The sequence below is a fragment of the Paenibacillus sp. NPDC056579 genome (genome assembly GCF_042793215.1).
GTDB lineage: Bacteria > Bacillota > Bacilli > Paenibacillales > NBRC-103111 > Paenibacillus_S.
This window is the reverse complement of the sequence record NZ_JBHTVD010000001.1, coordinates 337688-356868: the sequence shown is the minus strand read 5'-3', so window position 1 is coordinate 356868 and position 19181 is coordinate 337688. Positions and strand designations below refer to the sequence as shown.

Below are 19181 nucleotides of genomic sequence, written 5' to 3'. Positions count from 1 at the left end.
ATGGATTTCCTTAAGGTTTATCGTTCGGGTCTGTCGGGAGGCTCTTCATGTGCTTGAACATCTTCACGGATTTGCCTACAAGATCACTGCCTTGAGGAACCATCTCCGCCGTGATCAGCACCTCTTCAGGCTGTCCCATTTCTTCCCCGTCCGTAAATCCGTCTCCATCCGTATCTCTTCCAGTCACCGGATCGATGCTTGTTTTGACCAGCATCCCGTTGGCAAGGAGCATACCTGTTACTTCGTAATAATCATCGAGACCGTCGTTGTCCGTATCTACGGGCTCATTGTGGCGGGTTGTTTCCACAACGGTACGGAACGAGTTTTCCAGCTCTTCGGCCGTCAGAACCTGGAAGTATTGGCCGCCGCCCAAGTACGCCATTTTTTGCAAATACGCCTGGTCGACTTCCCTGCTTAAGCCCATCGTGACAAGCGTCACTCCGCTTCCGTACGCCGTTTGTATCATGTTCCAGTCTTTCTCCATCTGATCGGAATCCTGACCGTCCGTCAGAACCACGGCAACATAACGGTGATTCGGATCGCCGTTGCTGGCGAACTGCTCGAATGCAAGCTTCAAGCCCGAGAAAATATTGGTTCCGCCGGAGCTGTCGATGTTATATACAGCTCTGGCAACCGTAGCCCCGTCCGCCGAGAAGGTGGCGAAAACCCGGGCGGCATTGTCAAAATCGATGATAGCCGCGCGGTCCGACTCGGAATGAACGGTATTCGTATATACGCTGCCCAATACCGTTACGGTCTCCGTACGGAGTGGAGACGAAGGGTTATAATTGAGGCTGTATACAAGATCCGTTACCGCCTTCTTCCGCAAATCGTCGGGATCGTTCCACGTCATGCTTCCCGAGCTGTCGATAATGAAGGCATAGTCAACATAGGGCTTGTACACGCCCTCGGAGACGGAAAGGCTGTTTTTCCACGCTTGCTCCCAAGCCAGCTTGTCGATCAACACATATTTGCTGTTATGATTCGTCGTGAAGCTGATCGATCCGGTAGCATTGTCGTAGGAGGTTTGCAGGAACTCGAAGGAATGCGTCGTTTCATTAAAATACGCTGCAACCAGATTCGCTTTGTTCACGCTGGAATCTACATTTACACTCAATGTAGCGCTGGAGAACGTCTTGCCGTTCGTTGTAAACTCGAGAACCGGGCCTGTAATCCCCGGCACGACGATCCCCGCGGTGCGGAACGTAGTTTCCTGCGGCTCGGCCGTAACGGAGATATCGGCAGCATTCCCCGTGAAGCCGGTCAGATTCAAACCGGTCAATTCGACTTTGTTGCCTTGACCGTCCGTACCCGCTATCGGGCTGCCTTTGCCCACGGAAGCAATAAGATCGGCTCCGCTCAAGCTGATCGTTACGCCGCTGTCGCCGCGTCTCCCGCTTCCGCCGCCCGAGCCGGATCCAGCGCCGGCAGCCGGCGGTTCAGGCGTCACTACAGGGTCAGTCTTGCCGGCTTCCTCTTTGGGAGCTTCAGCCGACCCTTCCTGACTTTTCATATATCTGGCAATAACCGTCATCGATTCGGCGCGTGTAGCCGAAGCCGCCGGCTTGAACCAAGTCTTCCCTTGCTCCTGAACGCCTTCCACCAGCTTCAGGGAAGCCGCTGTCTTAATAGTAGGGTACGCCCAATAATCCGACGCTACATCGGCGAAGGACAAGGTCTCTCCCTGCTTCTCCTGAAGCTTGTAGGCACGAACCAGCATAGTTGCAAGCTCGGCACGGCTAATAGGGGAATCCGGCCTGAAATTGCCGTCCTCGTAGCCGTCGACCCATCCTTCTTTTTTAGCCGTTTCCACATACTTGTAAGCCCAATGGCTTGCGCCTACATCTTGGAATGAAGCCGTTTGACCGGCTGCACCGTCTTTCTTGAGCGCACCGACCAGAATTTTCATATACTCCGCTCTCGTAATGGTCTGGTCGGGCAAGATCCATCGTTTCCCGTCCTTCTCCACCCCGTCGACAATGCCTTTCGCCGATAAATAATCGACGTATTCCTTGGCCCAATGGCCTTCCGCATCGGCAAAAGCCGCCTTAGACGCTTCGGCGCCCAGCGCCCCCGACCAGCCTGAACCGATCGTAATACAGCATGCAATTGCGGAAACCAACGCTTTTCTTAGTCTTGGCTGCATCCCTTCATCCATCCTTATGTGTTTATGTAGTCAATGCATCGACATTATATTACAGGATTTTTCAAGCTATCAATCGGTTTCGTTCATTTTGTGGTAAAGTTAACATTATGACCGCTCATTCGACTGCCGGGCAGGGCAAACGCAGTTGTCATATTATTTCGCCTACCTATATAATAGGACTAAACGGAGGGTAGTCTATGAATAAAAACAATGAATCGCTGGAGCAGTTCATTTCCCATATGCAAACGATAAATCGCCATTTGCGGTCCAAGGTGTTCGATCAGCAGCCGGATGCCCTCACGCGCGTCCAATGGATGCTGCTGAAGCATCTTGACCGGCATGGCACACGCACGATCGGCCAGCTTGCCGTTCATCTCGACGTAAGACCGAGTACCATGTCGCAAATGATCGACCGGCTGGAAAAAGCAACGCTTGTCTATCGCGAGAGCAGCCAACCGGATGCCAGGGTAAAGAATGTCGCCTTGACCGATGAAGGCAAACAAATGATCCGAAGCAAGGAAGCTCTTTGGATGGAAGCCCTGAACGATTCGTTCAACCAGTTCACGGAGCAGGAAAAAGCAGATTTGATCGGGTATATGGAGCGGCTGACAGGACAATTGTGCAAAAACATGCGGAACTAACGATTCTCCTTTTGAAACGGTTACTGCATTACGTGCGAAACGGGTCGAATAGTGTCCTTTTTTACATTTTCCTGTTGCTACCTTTTCGCGTAATCGGTAAAATATAATTAATTGGAAGTAATCGGAGGATACCCGCTTGTTATTGACCATAAACAATATTCAAATGCAAAAATGGTACGATCACGAGCCGTTCACTATCTACCGCGGCCTCAACCTTTCCACGGGTCAGAAGTATTGGATCAAGATGCTTACTGATGAGTATCCGTCGCAGCATGAGATCGAATGGATTACAAACGAATACGAGAACGGAAAGCGCATCCGACTGGAGGAGCTGCTCCAGCCGCTCCGGCTTGATTCTTATCATAGTACGATGATGCTGGTAATGGAGCACTCGGAAGGACAACCGCTTTCTCAGCTTACAGCTTCGGGTCCGATGGAATTGAAGCTCTTTTTGTTTTTGTCCGTTTCGATGACTGAAATCATCCGCAAGCTGCATCAGCTCAAATACGTTCATTTGAATGTATCGTCGAACGCCTTTATCGTCCAGCCTGCCTACCATAAAGTACAGTTGACCGATCTGAATGCAGCATATTCTCTCGATTCAGCGGCCGGTCTCAAGCCTACGGCCGAGCTGAGAGGCATCCGCTTGCCGTTTATGGCACCCGAGCAATTCGGACGCATGGACCGGAATATCGACTATAGAACCGACGTGTATTCTCTCGGCGTCGTTTTCTATGAAATGCTCACAGGAGAACGGCCCTTTTCTGCAAACGATACCACGGAATGGATCCATCACCATATGGCGAAACAGCCCGTCGCGCCTCATAAAGCCATTCCTTCCATTCCGAAGCCCGTATCGGATATCGTGATGAAATGTCTCGCCAAGCACCCAGAGCACCGGTATCAAAGCGCGTTCGCCTTGAAAAGCGATCTCGAGGCGTGCCTGACGATACTGCTTCAGGAAGGAAAGCTTGACCAGTCACCTATTGAAGTCGGTCAGGCGGCAGATATTTTCAAAATTTCCGATTCGCTGTACGGACGGGAGCAGGAGCTGCAGGACCTGCGCAACGCTTATCACCGCGCACTGCTCGGAAGCAACGAGATGGTGTTCGTATCCGGCTTGTCCGGAGTCGGCAAGTCGTACCTGATTCAGGAATTCCAAAAGTCCATTCTCAAGGAAGAGGGACTGTTTATTTCCGGCAAGTTCGAGCAGTTCAAACGCGATACTCCTTTTCAGGCGATTGCTCAAGCAGGCTTGCAATTAATTCAATATTTGCTGTCGCTAAGCGATGAGCCTTTTCAAATATGGAAACGAAAAATATTGGATGCCGTCGGCCCGAACGGACACATCTTGATCGATGTAATTCCGGAAATGGAAAAGGTGATCGGCCCGCAGCCGCTTCTATCGAAGCTCCCTCCGGCCGAGATGCATAATCGTTTTCTGATTACGGTACAGCAGTTCATCTCCGTGTTTGCGACGAAAGAGAACCCTCTCATCGTCTTTATCGACGATTTGCAGTGGGCGGACCCAGCCTCCCTTCAACTGCTGCAGGACTTGTCTTCACAGCCCAGCACCAATTGCTGCTTATTTATCGGCACCTATCGCAGCAACGATGTGACGGAGGCTCATCCGCTGCGCTGGCTGATCGACAAGCTGGATCGCATGCATCATATCCAGCTGGTGAACATCGAGCTGGAGCCGCTGGACATCCTCGATGTGAGGCACCTGCTGCACGATACGCTGCGCAAAGTGTCCGACGACCAGGTTAACGAGCTCGCAGACATCATCATCGAGAAAACGAAAGGGAACCCGTTTTTTACGAAGCAGTTCCTCCGCTCGCTGTACGACCACCAGCTGGTGCAGTTCAACTATGAAATCGGCATGTGGCAGTGGGATCTCGGCAAAATCCAGGAGCTCCACATTACCGACAACGTCGTCGATTTCATGATTAACAAAATTCGCCGGCTGCCGGATCAAGTACAGCAGCTGTTAATGCAGGCCGCCTGTATCGGCCACATATTCAATACCGACCTGCTTGCGCTGGCTGCCTCACAGGAAGCTTCGGCCGTCGACGCCGCATTACAGCAGGCGGTAAAGGAAGGCTTGCTGATGCCCGTCAAAGCCGATGAGGCCAAAGGGTCGGCGGGCAAGTATAGCTTCCTGCACGACCGGGTGCATCAAGCCGTCTATTCCATGGTGCCCAAGCTCCAGAAGAAGGAGCTCCATTACCATGTCGGCAAGCTGCTGTACACTACTCTCTCCCCCGAAGAGCTGGAAGAGCATCTGTTCGATGTAGCCAATCAGTTTAACCAGGGGAAGGAGCTGTTGACGACAACCAGGGACCGGGAACGTCTTGCGGAGTTCAACGTTCGCGCGAGCCGGAAGGCCAAAGCGAATACCGCTTATGAGACCGCCTTGAAGTATGTCACCCATAGTGTCCAATTACTGGATACGAATAGCTGGAACCATCAATATGATCTGACGTTCTCGATCTATTTGGAGCTTGCCGAGCTGGAATATTTGTGCGGTCATTTCGAAGAGGCGAAACGTTCGTTCCAGCTCATTTTGAGCCATGCCAGCACAAGAATGGAAAAAGCCGACGCCTACAACCTGATGATGGTACTCTATACGAATCTCGGGCTGCATGAGCAAGCTCTGGAGATGGGCCTCGAAGGGCTGCGCCTGTTCGGCATCCCGCTTCAGTCGACCATTAGCCGCTCCTCCATCCTGCTTGAGCTGGCCAAGACCAAATGGAACATGATCGCCAAGCAGCCGGAGGATTTGTTCGATCTGCCCAAAATGATCGATCCCGATCATAAAGCGGTGGTCAGGCTGATGATCAATCTGATCGCGCCGTCGTATTTCTTGAACTCGGATTTATACGTGTTTCTGATGATGAAGCTGTTTAACTTCTCGCTCAGATACGGGAACTCCGAGGGCTCGTCGCTGGCCTACTCTACCTACGGTGTTATCATCAGCTCTCTATTCGGCGATGTGAAGGGCGGCGCCAAATTCGGCAAAGCAGGCTTGCTGCTGTGCGACAGCTTCGACCATTTGCCTATCAAATGCAAGGTGTACTTCGGCTTCGGCGCCTTTACGAACAACGTGACGCAGCACATCGAATCCAATGTGCTCTATTTGAAAAAGGCGTATCAGTTCGGCGTCGAATCGGGGGATTTCGTGTACGGAGGGTACTCCATTACGTTCAGCTTTTTCCTTCGGCTGTATAAGGGCGACCATCTGGGAGAGGTATATACCGAGACGGAGCTGTATCATTCGTTCGTTGACCGGTCCCAGGACAAAGATACGATTTATATCCTGCTTGTCCTGCAGCGGTTCATGCTGTTTATGAAGGACGAACCGGCTCCTCAGAGCCAAATGAACCAGGACGCGCTCCTCGAGCCGTTTATGAACGAGGACGAGCGGCTGCAGCTCGGCAGCTTTTCGAATAAAGCGGTCGTTCATACGTATTATGCGCTTCAGCTCCAAACGTTCTATATGCTCGACCGGATCCAGGAAGCCAAACAATTGCTCGAGCAAATGGAAGAAAGCATCCATTCGGTGTTCGGTCTGATTCATGTGCAAATGTATCATTTTACGAGCTCTCTCGTCCTTTGCGCCCTCTATCCCGATGCAAGCAAGGCGGAGCAGAGCGTGTACTGGAGGAAGCTCCGAAAGAACTTGAAGGTGTTAAAAAAATGGAGCGCCCATGCCCCTGAGACGTTCTTGCATCAGCAGCTGCTCATAGAGGCGGAAATGAACCGGATTGCCGGTAACAGCAGCCTGGCGGCTGAACAGTATGAGCAGGCGATCCTGCACGCCGGCAAGCAGCATTTCGTTCATATCGAAGCGATGGCCAACGAATGCACCGCCAAATTTTATATGCAAACCGGCAAGATGAAAATTGCCCGCTCGTATTGGATGGAAGCCAAACAGCTGTATACCAAATGGGGAGCGCAGCGCAAAGTCGCCCAGTTGGAGGATAAGCATCCTTATCTGATCAGCAGAACGCCGTCCGCCCAATCCGTGATTGATGTATCTACCTTTATGAAAGCATCGCAGGCGCTGTCGAATGAAGCCGTATTCCATAAACTGCTGGAAAGCTTCATGCATATCGTAATGGAAAATGCCGGCGCGGAAAAAGGATTGCTCGTCCTCGTAAGGGATCACCGGCTGTATGTGGAAGTGGAGAAGCTGCCGGACCAGCCGTTCAAGGCTCAGCATGCCATTCCTATGGAAGATTACGGCCATGCCGCCATCTCGGCCATCCAATACGCCGTCCGCAAGGAAGAGCCCTTGCTGCTTCACGACGCGGCAAGCTCGGATATGTTTCCGAAGGACGTATACATCCGGACGCAGCTGCCGAAATCGGTCCTGGTCCTGCCTATTATCAAGCTGGGCAAAATGATCGGAGCGTTGTATCTGGAAAACAATCTTGCGACGCACGTCTTCCAAGAGCAGCGCCTGGATACGCTGAAGCTGTTGACCTCGGAAATAGCAAGCACCATCGAAAATGCGAAGCTGTATACGAATCTCGAATACAAGGATTATAAGCTTCAGCTGCTGGAGGAACGGGAGAAAAACATTCAGCTGCAGCTGGACGAGAAGGAACGCTGGGTTCAATCATCCGAGGCTACCATGCTCAATATTCGTAAAGCGCAGCACGAGCTGATCAATAATGTTCAGACGGTGCACGCCCTGCTGATGATGAACAAATACGATATGGCCAAAGAATACATCTCGGTCTGGTGTAAGGAAATCGTCCAGCAGTCGGTAGTCAACTCGGTCAAATTCCCTGTACTCGGCGTCGTGCTGAACAACATCAGCCTACCCTGTATCTCGAATAAAATCGAGCTCCAGGTTACAGGCAAGCTCGATTGTACGTTCGAAGGGATAACGCTGCCGATCAGCTATTTCTCGAGTATCGTGCACAACCTGCTCAAGAACGCTATCGAAGCGATTCCGGACGATGACCCGCTGAGAACCTTGCGGCTTACGATTGAAGAGGACGACGACCAGTACAAGCTGATCGTATTCAATACCGGCTCCTTCATTCCGGAAGCTAACCGGCTGAAAATCTTCGACAAAGGCTTCTCCACCAAATCGGACACGACCAATTCCGGCTTGGGCTTGAATATTGTTCACACCTACCTGCAGCATTACAACGGCTCTATAGAGTGCAGCTCTGTTGAGGGGGAGGGAACGACGTTTACCGTCTCCTTACTGAAGCAGAACGCAGCCCCTCTCCCTCCTTCCCATTCAAAAACCCTTAAGACGATGTCTTAAGGGTTTTTTGGTGCCGCAAAGAAGGAATCCATGAACGAGAGCGATCTGGCCAGATGCCCCGTCCAGTAATCCCAATTATGCTCTCCGCTATAGGTCTCATATCGGTGGGTATAGCCGATTCGATTCAAATGCGCATGGAATGCCTCATTCATCGAATACAGGTAATCCTCGGTTCCGCAGTGGAAATATAGTGCGGGAGGATGGGCATCGTGCAGCCTGTGCTCCGCAAGCTTTTGCAAATCGAGGCTTTGCGCATACGGTCCATTCAGCGGGCCTATCATGCGGCTGATATCCGAACGTGCATATTGAGGCCCTATCAGCTCCGTTGAAGTCAGCGCGCCGGACAGGCTCACCGCTGCACCGAACACCTCCGGATTCCGCAGCGCTAGCGAGAACGCTCCGAAGCCTCCCATCGATAAGCCGCAAACAGCACGGTGTTCTCGATCCGGAATCGTCCGAAACGCCTTGTCGATCTCGCCAACCAGATCATACAGCATGTAATCCTCGAAATTGCCGGTTCCGTCATACCAGTTCACATAAAACGTACCCGTTCCATATCCCCCGTCATTGGGCATAACGACGATACATTTGCGAAGCGTCCCTTCATCCATCATGCGATCCAGCGTCTGCTCGGCGTTTCCTTTAAGCAGCCAATTGGATTCGCTCTGATACATCCCGTGAAGCAAATAAATGACCGGATACCGCTCTTCTCCCTGATCATAGCCTTCCGGGACATAAACGAAGCACGATTTGCGGGCATATAAAGCCCCGGAAAAAAATGGATGCGGCCGAACGCTCATATAGAGTTCCTCCTACCGCCTTCTTAGTTAAGAACCGCCGTTATGTGCTCCTCGGTAATAGCCCAGTGGGACGTATTCCAGATCGTCTCTTTGTTTTTGATGTACAAAATTTGCGGCGATGCGTGCTTGACTCCTGTATCTTCCGCAATTTGATTGGATACAGGCCGCGATTCGATCACTTTCACCAATAAATAATCGACGTCGGCAGCCGATTCGTTTTGCAAATAAGCCTCATACTCCTTCAAAGCGTTAAAGCTTACCGGACATGCCGTGCTGTGCTTTAAAATCACTTTGGATTTATTCGCAGACCCTTCAAATTGCTCGTTCCATTGATCCTGTGTTGTAATTTCTTTCCATTGTGCCATTAGTAATCCCTCCACATAAAGTGCTTTATCGTTAATCGTAGTAATATATTGCGGCTTCTACGGTAGAACCCAACTCCATAATGCCATATGAATAGCGGGGCTGGCGGCGTTTATCGGTAGGAGAACCCGGATTCAACAGCAGAACGCCGTTATGCATTCCTTGATACGGAATATGGGAATGACCAAACACAATAACATCGACGTTCAAATCGCGAAAAACATCGATAGCCTTTTCCAGCGTCGACTTGCGGCCGCCGTCTCCATGGACCAGTCCTATCCGGAACCCGGCTAGGTTCAGCACTTTATGGCTCCCGAAGCGTTCGATAATGTCGGTCCCGTCATTGTTGCCGGCGACTCCGTCGGTAGGAGCTATCTGCTCGAATAAGCCGACAACCGCTTCGTCCACCCAATCGCCTGCGTGAAGGATCATGTCCACCCCTTGCAGCCCTTCCAGCAATGCATCCGGAAGCTTTTTGGCACGGCCGAACATGTGTGTATCGGAGACTACGCCAATCCGAATAGGATTCCCCTCCTCTCTCGTATACCGCTCATTCCTCCATTTTACCATAAAAAACAATAAAGAAAAAAGCACCGGCTCAGGGTGCTTTTCATCTCCATTTACTCGGTAACGCCAAACCAATCCATCGTTTGGGTCGCCAGCTGTTTTCTCATGCCTTGGAATTCGTGATAGATGTTAATTCGGTATTGCTTCAGCGATTGGATCTTGCCAAGCAGATCGGTATCCTTGACGGTCATTTTGTAGCTATGCTCGCCAAGCTCCAGACGCAGGTCGTCTTTATCCGACGCCGTTTCCAGGAAAAACTTCTGCTCATAGGTCATATTGCCGCTGATGTCCTGGAACTGAATAACGAGCTTGCTGCCTTCGTTGTTCGTTTCATAATTGCTGTCTTTTTCCAGGTTGTACAGGAAATTTACCCGCAGCTCTTTGCTGTCCAGCCAAGTGCTGATATTGCTCAATGATATGGTATAAGGATAAAAGTTCACCTGCTTCACCGTCGGATTCGGGCCGTCGATTTCTCTCGGCAGCTCCATCTCGACAGCGTTAATGTAAGCATCGGCTTTCTCATCCCCCACGCTCAAATGCTGGTCCGTAATGGATTCGCCGATAACCAGTCTCAGCCCCTCCGTGTCCACCCCTTTGGGAAGCTTGCCTGTGAAGGAAATCAGGGCTTTTCCTTGCGGATTCAGCTTCTGCTTCACTTCCCGGATTTTGGTCGGATATAGCGATTGATCGGCTGTCTTGAAGTAAGCCGTCAGCTTAGGAATCGTACTGGAGCGCTTCTCCAGATTGGACGTTTCCAGCTGCACCTCGAGCAGGTTGCTCTTGCCGTCTGTAAACATATTGATCCAACGCGGAGCAAATTGCGTGTTACGGCCTATTCCGGAGATCGATTGCGTCTTGCCGTACGGGATGACAGGCATATTGATTTCAAACGGCGGCAGCGTGAACTGGGCCATCTCCTCCGTTGCGTTCTCGCTGACCTTCTCTACAAGGAACAGCTTGGTCGATGCAAAAGAATACGTATACGGGATTTTCCCGATCAGCTGGAAATGAACGTCGGTACCCGACGGGACACCGACGGATTGGTCGGTTTTGATAAGCTTGGCGTCGACTCTTACGCCGCCGTCAAGCTCGTAATAGGCTTGGATGTTCGGAAAAGGCAGTGCATCGGCCTCCTTATGAGAGATCGATAAATTCGTGCTGAGGACGTCCTGGTCCTCCCAAGGCATCCGATCCAGCTTATCTACTTTCAGCTCGTACACGCCATTCTCGTTGGCGTAGTCCACTGTAGCGCCAACGAGCGCTGCATCCTGCTGCTCAGCGATGACCTTTAACGCTGTGACCGGCGCATTCAGCTTCAATTCGTTCGAAATGGTCAACGTTTGGGTAAGCACCAGGTCCCAGCCGTCCGCACCGGCCGTTGCAGGCAGCTTCACCGCCTTCAGCTGCAGCTCGACCGGAACTTCGGGCTGCAGCGTTTGCTTATCGCCGTTCACAGCGATTTCCAACGGATACATGGCGCCGTTAGCAGCGCGCAGGGCGTATTGATAGCCCGGCAGCTTGATGCTCGCATACCCTTTGTTCGTCATCTTTAGCGTCAGCTTGGGCGAGATGTAGTTGTCGTTTGCCTGCGCCGTCCATCTCGTAATTTCCAATTGAACGGGCACTCCGCCCATTTGCACCGTCTTGAGATTAGTTTCCGGCGCCCAGACGTCGGCAGCCTCCTGCGGGAATTGAATGTTGCCTATCGGCTTCTCGAGCTCGGCGCTGGTGTAATCCCAGCGGGTGATTTGAAACCACAGATCCTGGAGTACGGTCGCATCATTCACAGGAGCATAAAAGGTGTAGTCGACTTGCTGGCCGGCTGGAATTTCTTTCTTCAGCTTGTCTTGCGGAATCAGCTCGGGCTTGAACTCCGCACCCGATTTATTGTAAACCTTAACCCAGTAATCGAGGAAGGACAGCGTGCCGCCGGTTCCGTTCGTTACGGTTAGAGTGAAATACAGCATATTCCCGTTATCGCCGGGCATGACTGTTGCGCTCTTCAGATCGATGTAGCTCCGGTTGGCGATAGTGACGGATGCAAGCCGGGAGGACGACTCCAGCTCATCCCGCTGGTAGATTTCGCCGTCAGCCAAGACGGCTCGGCTTGGAGCCGCCCAAGCCGTTGTCATGGCCACAGCCATTAGTAAGATGATTCTAGCCTTTAAGGACAACCTCATGTTTCTTTTCCCCTTTCTCCTCCGGAGGCAGCAGTACGATCTTTCCGTCCTCCACTTGGACCCTAACCTTATTCGATGATTGAACGCCTATGGTTTGCAGCATATCGGCTGGAATTTGCAAGCGGCCGGATTTATCCAGTACGGCATACTCCACGTGAGAATCTTCCTCTTCCGCTTGCGCGCCTTGTTCAAGCTCCGCAAGCTCGTCGGCGTACGATTTGCGCCGAATAATTTCCGATGACGTTTTGCCGTCGCGTATCGCAACGACACGATCCACCTTCTTGGCCAGAAGCGGATCATGGGTAACGATAACGACGGTCAGCCCCATCCGCCGGTTCAGGTCGCGGAACAAATCCAATATTTGATTCGCCATCTTGGTATCGACAGAACCGGTAGGCTCATCCGCAAGCAGCATCTTCGGATTGTTCGCCAATGCGATGGCGATAGCAACCCTCTGCTGCTCGCCTCCGGAGAGCTGATGCAGCCGGTTTTTCACGCGATGGCTCAAGCCTACCGCATCGAGCAGCTCAAGCGCTCTTTCGCGTCTCCTTTTGCCCTGCAGCAGGATCGGAAGCTCTACATTCTCCAGCGCGGTCAAATACGGAATCAGGTTCCGCGCGTTATTTTGCCAAACGAAGCCGACGGTTTCGCGTTTGTACTTCACGAGATCTTTCTCGGTAAATTTCAGAAGATCCTTGCCGTCTACAAGCAGCTGGCCTGCAGAGGGGCGGTCAAGCCCCCCGAGCATATTGAGCAGGGTCGATTTGCCGCTGCCGCTGTTGCCGATGATCGCCATCAGCTCTCCGGGATCAACGTGAAGGTCCAGTCCTTGAAGAGCAACAACTTCCAGATCAGCGACTTTATAAATTTTCACAAGGTTGTCGCAATGAATCATGTTCAGTCCTCCCCGAGCTTCACAGCCTGATGAATTTTAATTCTCGAGAGCATCGTTCCGAGAATGAACAAGCCCAATACCAGCATGATGCTGACAATAATATACAGCTGGAACTGATCCCGCGGATCGAACGTGACTTGGAACGGCGGCACTTGACTGGTCGACTGCAGGGACAGCTGGAACATCGGAACGAACAGACGGCTCGTCAAGCTTCCCGTAAGCAGGCCGATCGCAATGGCGGCGCCGGACGTAAGCAGCTGCTCTCCTATGAGCATGAAGATGAGCTGACGGAACGATATCCCCATCGCCCGCAATATACCGAGCTGAAGCACTCTGCTGGAAAGCGACAAGATCCAGTACAGCAAAAATCCGCAAAAGCTGATTACGATAGAAATAATGAAGCCCAAGGTCATAACCCCGTTGATCGCCAGAAGGAACGGATCATTCTTCGAGCGGATCAGCTCCTGCTTCGCATCCTTCAGCTTCGTAACCGGAGTGTTCTTCTCTTCCAGTGCGGTATACAGCTCTTGGCTCGAAGCGCCGGGCTTCAGCTTCAGCCACACATCGTATGGCTCCAGCGCCATATTGTTTTGAATATAGGACAGATGTCCAACGATCAGCATCGGCGCAAGCACCTTCTTGCCCTTGGCATTGCTGCCGGTCGCTGCCGGAGCAGAGCTTTTGGCCGAGAAGCTGGGGTTCGGGTTCCAGGACGGCCAATAGTCGACGATGCCGAAGATGTTGAACATCGTATTCTCTACTCCGTTCCAGCCGACATAGAACGGATCGCCCACCTTCAAGTTAAACTGATCCGCCAGCGTTCTCGAAATGAGCACCGCTTGAGGGTTGGATGCGAGCAAATTCAAATATTCGTTGAAATGGTGATCCAAGAGCCCATTGCGCAGCCAGGCCGTTCTTCCGAATTCATCAGTATCGATCCCCATTAACGTTGCGGTTCCGCGCTCTTTGCCGACGGTAAACGAAGCATCGTTCTTCGTAAACACCTTGGCCGCTTGCTCGACTCCCGGCAGCTGTGTCATCGGCAGGAACGGCGGCTCCGAATACTGGATCTTTTTCTTCACAACCGGCACGATCGGAGCGTTAGCGGCAGGCGCGGCACCTTCCTCATCCGAGCCTTCTTCGCCGGCAGCTTCCGACTCCATCCCCGGCGGAGGGGCATCGTCCTCCCATTGAATCTGCATCGAAATGTCGGCGCCGTTGGAGTACATAATTTTCTCATCGGCATTCTTATTAATGGTTCTCGCCGCGCTGGCGCTGAACAGACCCGTTGCCAGAGTGACGCTCAAAAAGACCATGATCGCCTGATACTGCGTCGTCGAACGGCCAACTTGAAGCAATGTCGAGTACAGTGACGGCGACCACCAGCGTCTGCCCGCTTGGTACAATAGTCTGATGATCCATGGATAAATACGCAGCAGCATAAAGCTGACGCCTAATATGAATAAGGCCGGTACGAGGAACAATAGCGGATCCATCTGCAAATCGCTTGCCTCAAGCCCCAGCGCCTGCATGTCGGACATACGGCGGCGGAACTGAAGCAGCCCGTACAGCGATACGCCGAGAAGCGCCACATCGAGAAAATATTTGTGCCAAAACGACAGCTTCGTTTGACGGGCCATTTGCTGCTTATGTCCGACAATGCTCGTTCTTGTAGCAAGCAGCACCGGCAGCAGGGTCATGACCAGCGAGCATAGCACCGCCATCAGGCCGTATTGATAAGCATCGTTGTTCAGACGGACATCAAGTGCCGCACGCTGCACAAATTCGAGGAACCCGTTAGACGCTCCCAGCATTTTCGTCAGCGATAATCCGAAGAACGGACCAAGGATGATGGCTATGCCTCCCAGCAGCAGCCCTTCCACTACATAGCCGAGAATAATCTGCAGCCGGCTCGCCCCGCGGCTTCGCAGCACGGCGATCTCCGTTTTCTGGCGCTCGGTAATCAGATTTGATACCATGAACAAATAGTAAGCGAGCATGATCATGACCGGCACGTTCAACGACCAGAGCATCGTGCGCAGCTTCTCTTCCTTGACGAAATAGCCGCTGATCGTCTGCATCGCCGGCGCTTTCATAGAGTAGCTTGGGAACTTCTCACTAAGAAAGTTCTCCGTCTGCTGATACGTCCGGAGGAAATGGGATATGGAATCCAGCTTCATCTGAGTGTAGTCTACAGTGCTGTACCATATACTGGAGCGAAGCATGAGCTGCTGCTCCTGCGTGACGGTTTTCTCAAACCATGGAAACGCTGCCAACAAACTCGCGTTATAGCTGGATAAAGCATTGTACCAATACACGTCGTCATACGATTTGCGGTCGATGACGCCGACGATTTTAAATTTGAACGGCAGTTTCACCGTCTCATCCTCGATAACATACTCCTGTCCGACGACCATCTTCAGATTCGTAAGCGCCTGGTCGACGACCGCCACTTCAACGACTCCGTTCACCGGCTCGGCGGAAGGAAACTTGCCGTCAATCAGTCGAACGTGATCCTCGAGACCGCTCAAGGACGTAATATCGGACAAGCGCTTGACCGTGCCGTCCACCTTGTCGCCGTCTGCAGGGACCAGATTATATTTATCGGTAGCCCGCTCGATGACATAGGATTTGATCGGCAAGTGGAATCCGGGCTGCGCCGTCTTCACCATGTACTCATCCGTCGCCATGATTGCTTGCTTGGCGGCGTCCGGCTGGATTTCCCCCGTAATGAAGGTCGACGTCCAAAAAATGCCGGGATATTGCTGAGTATTGTCCTGCAGAAGCTCCAGATCTTTCACCAGCAGCCTTTGCAGAATGGCATTCGTATATATAGGCATGCTGCTGACAAGCCCGACCGAGATGATCAAGCCAAGCAGCAGGCTGAGTTCTAGCCATTTGTTTTTGATCATTTTCCTCATGATCATCACAAGTATTGCCACGAAGCGTCACCTCAATTGTTTAAAATCACCTTTTGTCCTTCTTTGAGCCCTTTGCGGATTTCCACTTCCGTGGCCGATACGATGCCTTTCTCTACGTCCACTTCCTTCCGGCTTTCGCCTTCGAGCACCTGCACGTAATCGCGTCCCATGTACGAACGCAGCCCCACTTTAGGAATAAGCAGCACATTGTCGCGCTTCTCGGTTACGATCGTAATATCCGCGTTGGTTCCGATCGTCACGGTGTCCGGCAGCTCGTCAGGCACGATGACAATGGATTTGGCGTTCTTATCCTGAATTGCCTTAACATCGGATTGCGGCGCCGTAGCCGGTATTTGCACGACCTTCCCTTTCAAGGCTGTATTTTTAATTTTCAAATCGGCGGCCATGCCCACCTGAATTCCGGTCAAGTCATTCGAATTGGCCGTCTCATACACAAGCTTGATCGACTTTGGATCGGAAATGGTGAGCAGCGTTTTGTATGCCGTAACGGCATCGCCCTGCTTGATCGGATCCATAAACGTAACGATACCGTCCACATTGGACACAAGCTTCGTACGTTCCAGCTGCTGACGAAGCATGTCCAGCGCTATTTGCTCCTTCTGTACGTCCAGCACCTTCATCCTGATGGCAATGGCGTCGCCGCGCTGATCTTCCTTGGCTTGCTCGAGCGCCAGCTTCGCTTTCTCCAGCACGATTTCCTGCTGACGGATTTTGCCCTCGACCTCACCTTTATCCAGTTGAGCCACCACATCGCCTTTGGCCACCTTGGAGCCCATACTGACGTTCATGGACGAAAATCGGCCGCCCGATTCGTTGTAAGACAAATACTGCAATCGGTCCGAAGCGAACGTTCCGACCCCGCTGACCTGCTTGGTAATCGTCCCTTTCTTGACCTCATACAGCTCGAAATTTTCCTTCACCGGCTTCACGAGAGGCGGCTGCAGCGCTTGCTCCTCCTTGGGCAGCAGGCTGCAGCCGGGCAATACGGCCAGAACGGATGCTGTCAGCGCTGCGATGGCTAACGTGCTACGGCGTTTGCTAACTTTCTTCCACAATGTGTCCATCCTCCAATGCATACACTTGATCGACAATTTCCATAATCGCCGGATCGTGTGTTGTTAAAATAATCGTCATCCCTTCTTGCTGGACCAGGTCTTTGAACACCTTCATGACCTGCAAGCCCATGCGGCTGTCGAGCTCCGCCGTCGGCTCGTCGGCCAGCAGCAGCTTCGGACGGTGCGCGATCGCCCTGGCGATAGCAACGCGCTGCTGCTCCCCACCGGACATTTCATAGGGCCGGTGCTTCATCCTTGGCTTAAGGCCAACGAAATCCAATGCTTGCTCCGAATATTCCCGGTAATTCGAGGAGGATACTCCCGCAATACGCAGACCGAATTCCACATTCTCGTAGGCCGACATATACGGCACAAGCGCGAACGACTGGAAGATAAGCCCCAGCCTGGTTCGGCGAAGCTCGTTGCGCTTCTTGTCGGACATGACCGTCACGTCCTGTCCCATGAAGTAAACGGCTCCCTCGGTAGGGCGATCCAACGCGCCCAGCATATTCAGCAGCGTTGTCTTGCCGGAGCCGGATCTTCCTCTGAGAGCTACCAGCCTTCCGTGAGGAATGCTGAGGTTCGCTCCGCGGAGCGCGTGAACGGCGCCCGTTCCTTTACCGAATGTGCGCTTAACGCTTACCGCCTCGATAATCGGTTCATCCCTTTTCATAGGAACATTCATTGCTTCTCTACTCCCCTTCAATGAAAGCGTTATCTATATTAAATGTAATCGTTACCTTGACATAAAAATAGACACCAATCTGTTAGATAATAGTGTCTATTTGTTCTGTTCCTCGTATTCCGTCGGAGTACAGCCGACCATTTTCTTGAACGTTTTGGCGAACGTCTTGGCATCGATAAAGCCGACCGCCTCGGCAACCTCATACACTTTCCGTTCCCGGCCGGCAAGCAGGCGCTTCGCCTCCTCAATGCGAATGCGTGTCAGCGCTTCGATCAGCGACTCTCCCGTCTCTTTACCGTACAGGTCGCTTAAGTAGCTGCGGCTCAGCTTGACATGCTCGGCAATATCCGACGTGCTGATAGGCATCCGGTAATGATTCCTCATATATTCGATAGCCTTGCGTACGAACGGATTGCGGGTAGCGGCCTCCGAGCGGGATTGCAGCATCGCCGCGAGCTCGCGGCAGGCTTCGTCGAACCATTCCGTCAGCTCCTGCATCCGCAGACGGCTCTGAACGGCAGCGAGCGAGACATATTTGCGCTCGAAGGTGTCCACAGCAGTCTCCGTCTGCTGTCTGGCAAATGCCGCTGCAAGCCCCAGCAGCTCGTGGAGAAAGCTGTACACTTGATCTACCGGCGGCTTCTCACGATACAGGCGGAGGCAAATATGCCGCGCCCAATGGTGAATCGCCTCCTCGTTGCGGCCTGCGATAGCTTTCAGCAGATTTTGCCTCTCTTCCAGAGGCAGCGTATCACCGCTCTCGGCAGGCGGGGAGAAAGGCTCCGGCTCCATCATAGTTCCGTCGATGTCCGAATAAAAGTAGCGGCTCCGGAGAGCTTCATGCTGTCCGAGAGTCTGCTTTACCTGTTCGACGCCGCGTATTGCCGCGATATCGGTAATGAAAAAGCTTGCTTCCGGTATATTGCACTCGTGCAATAAAAACCGGCGGATTTCTTCCGATCGGGACGGCCCCTCATAAATTAATAGGAGACGCTGGTCCGACAAGGAAATATAGGCAAGCGCATCCGGCCACTGCCACCCGAGCAGCGGCATTTGCGAGCCTGGAGCAAAATGAATCAAATAGCTGGCGACTTCCCCGCCATCGCGGAACCAGGCAGCCTCCAGCTCCTCGTCCGGCATTCCGGTCACCCATGCTTTTTGCAGCCGCTGGCCCCATTGCGCTTGCTTGGACAGCATCAGCTGGCGCTTCAGCTGCTCGCTCTGCTCCCGCTCCTTGCGCTGCAGCAGCAGGCCGTCTCTCGCTTCGGTCAAAATGTGTACAAGCTGCTCCGGCTCCATGGTCGGCTTCAAAATATAATCATGCGCACCATGCTTCATCGCTTCCTTCACATAGGTGAAATCGTCGAGGCAGCTCAGCACGACAACCGCAACATCGGCCCCCGTCTGCTTCAAACGTTTGACCAGCTCCAGTCCGTCCATCCGGGGCATCAATATGTCCGTCACGACAAGATCAATACCGCCTTGCTGCACGGCTTCCCAAGCCTCTTCTCCGTCGACGGCCTCACCGCCCCACTGCAGACCGTGCTCCTCCCAACGGATCATCGACTTAAGGACTTTGCGGATGATCGGCTCGTCATCCACTATGAGCACTTTCATCAT

The 19181-nt window shown here is 52.6% G+C and carries 12 protein-coding genes; 2 read left to right on the top strand and 10 right to left on the bottom strand.

Going from position 1 to position 19181, the window contains the following annotated elements; all coding sequences use genetic code 11:
• Nucleotides 1–10: 10 nt before the first annotated feature.
• On the bottom strand, nt 11–2146 hold the full coding sequence (locus ACFQ88_RS01800) for an S-layer homology domain-containing protein (protein WP_379451433.1): 2136 nt from the start codon (nt 2144–2146) through the stop codon (nt 11–13).
• Nucleotides 2147–2343: 197 nt separating this feature from the next.
• On the opposite strand from ACFQ88_RS01800, the gene ACFQ88_RS01795 reads away from it, so the two are divergent.
• Both ACFQ88_RS01795 and ACFQ88_RS01790 read left to right on the top strand, forming a co-directional pair.
• Nucleotides 2344–2787 carry a MarR family winged helix-turn-helix transcriptional regulator gene (locus ACFQ88_RS01795; protein ID WP_239634689.1) on the top strand — a complete coding sequence of 148 codons (444 nt, stop codon included), beginning with the start codon at nt 2344–2346 and terminating at the stop codon, nt 2785–2787.
• Between the two features lie 136 nt (nt 2788–2923).
• Complete coding sequence (locus tag ACFQ88_RS01790; RefSeq protein WP_379451432.1) at nt 2924–8074, top strand: AAA family ATPase; 5151 nt, start codon at nt 2924–2926, stop codon at nt 8072–8074.
• Here the strand turns inward: ACFQ88_RS01790 and ACFQ88_RS01785 are convergent.
• The 9 genes from ACFQ88_RS01785 to ACFQ88_RS01745 all read right to left on the bottom strand — a co-directional run bounded on the left by ACFQ88_RS01785 (nt 8071) and on the right by ACFQ88_RS01745 (nt 19181).
• Nucleotides 8071–8874 (bottom strand): alpha/beta hydrolase, encoded by an 804-nt coding sequence (locus tag ACFQ88_RS01785; protein ID WP_379451431.1) that lies wholly within the window; start codon nt 8872–8874, stop codon nt 8071–8073. The genes ACFQ88_RS01790 and ACFQ88_RS01785 overlap by 4 nt on opposite strands.
• A gap of 23 nt (nt 8875–8897) precedes the next feature.
• Nucleotides 8898–9239, bottom strand: a complete 342-nt coding sequence (gene ytxJ, locus ACFQ88_RS01780) for a bacillithiol system redox-active protein YtxJ (RefSeq protein ID WP_239634683.1) — start codon at nt 9237–9239, stop codon at nt 8898–8900.
• Between the two features lie 31 nt (nt 9240–9270).
• Entirely contained in the window at nt 9271–9759 is a 489-nt protein-coding gene (locus ACFQ88_RS01775; protein WP_239635385.1) for a metallophosphoesterase family protein, read from the bottom strand.
• A gap of 98 nt (nt 9760–9857) precedes the next feature.
• Entirely contained in the window at nt 9858–11984 is a 2127-nt protein-coding gene (locus ACFQ88_RS01770; protein ID WP_379451430.1) for a hypothetical protein, read from the bottom strand.
• On the bottom strand, nt 11962–12879 hold the full coding sequence (locus tag ACFQ88_RS01765; protein ID WP_379451429.1) for an ATP-binding cassette domain-containing protein: 918 nt from the start codon (nt 12877–12879) through the stop codon (nt 11962–11964). Before ACFQ88_RS01765 ends, ACFQ88_RS01770 begins: the two co-directional genes overlap by 23 nt.
• 2 nt (nt 12880–12881) lie before the next feature.
• Complete coding sequence (locus ACFQ88_RS01760; RefSeq protein ID WP_379451428.1) at nt 12882–15821, bottom strand: ABC transporter permease; 2940 nt, start codon at nt 15819–15821, stop codon at nt 12882–12884.
• Nucleotides 15822–15832: 11 nt separating this feature from the next.
• Nucleotides 15833–16876 (bottom strand): efflux RND transporter periplasmic adaptor subunit, encoded by a 1044-nt coding sequence (locus ACFQ88_RS01755; RefSeq protein ID WP_379451427.1) that lies wholly within the window; start codon nt 16874–16876, stop codon nt 15833–15835.
• The gene (locus ACFQ88_RS01750; protein WP_239634673.1) at nt 16860–17561 is read right to left on the bottom strand and encodes an ABC transporter ATP-binding protein; all 702 of its coding nucleotides are present in this window, start codon (nt 17559–17561) and stop codon (nt 16860–16862) included. The genes ACFQ88_RS01755 and ACFQ88_RS01750 overlap by 17 nt, the downstream gene beginning before the upstream one ends.
• Nucleotides 17562–17657: 96 nt before the next feature.
• Nucleotides 17658–19181: a response regulator gene (locus ACFQ88_RS01745; RefSeq protein ID WP_379451426.1), complete on the bottom strand. Its 1524-nt coding sequence runs from the start codon at nt 19179–19181 to the stop codon at nt 17658–17660.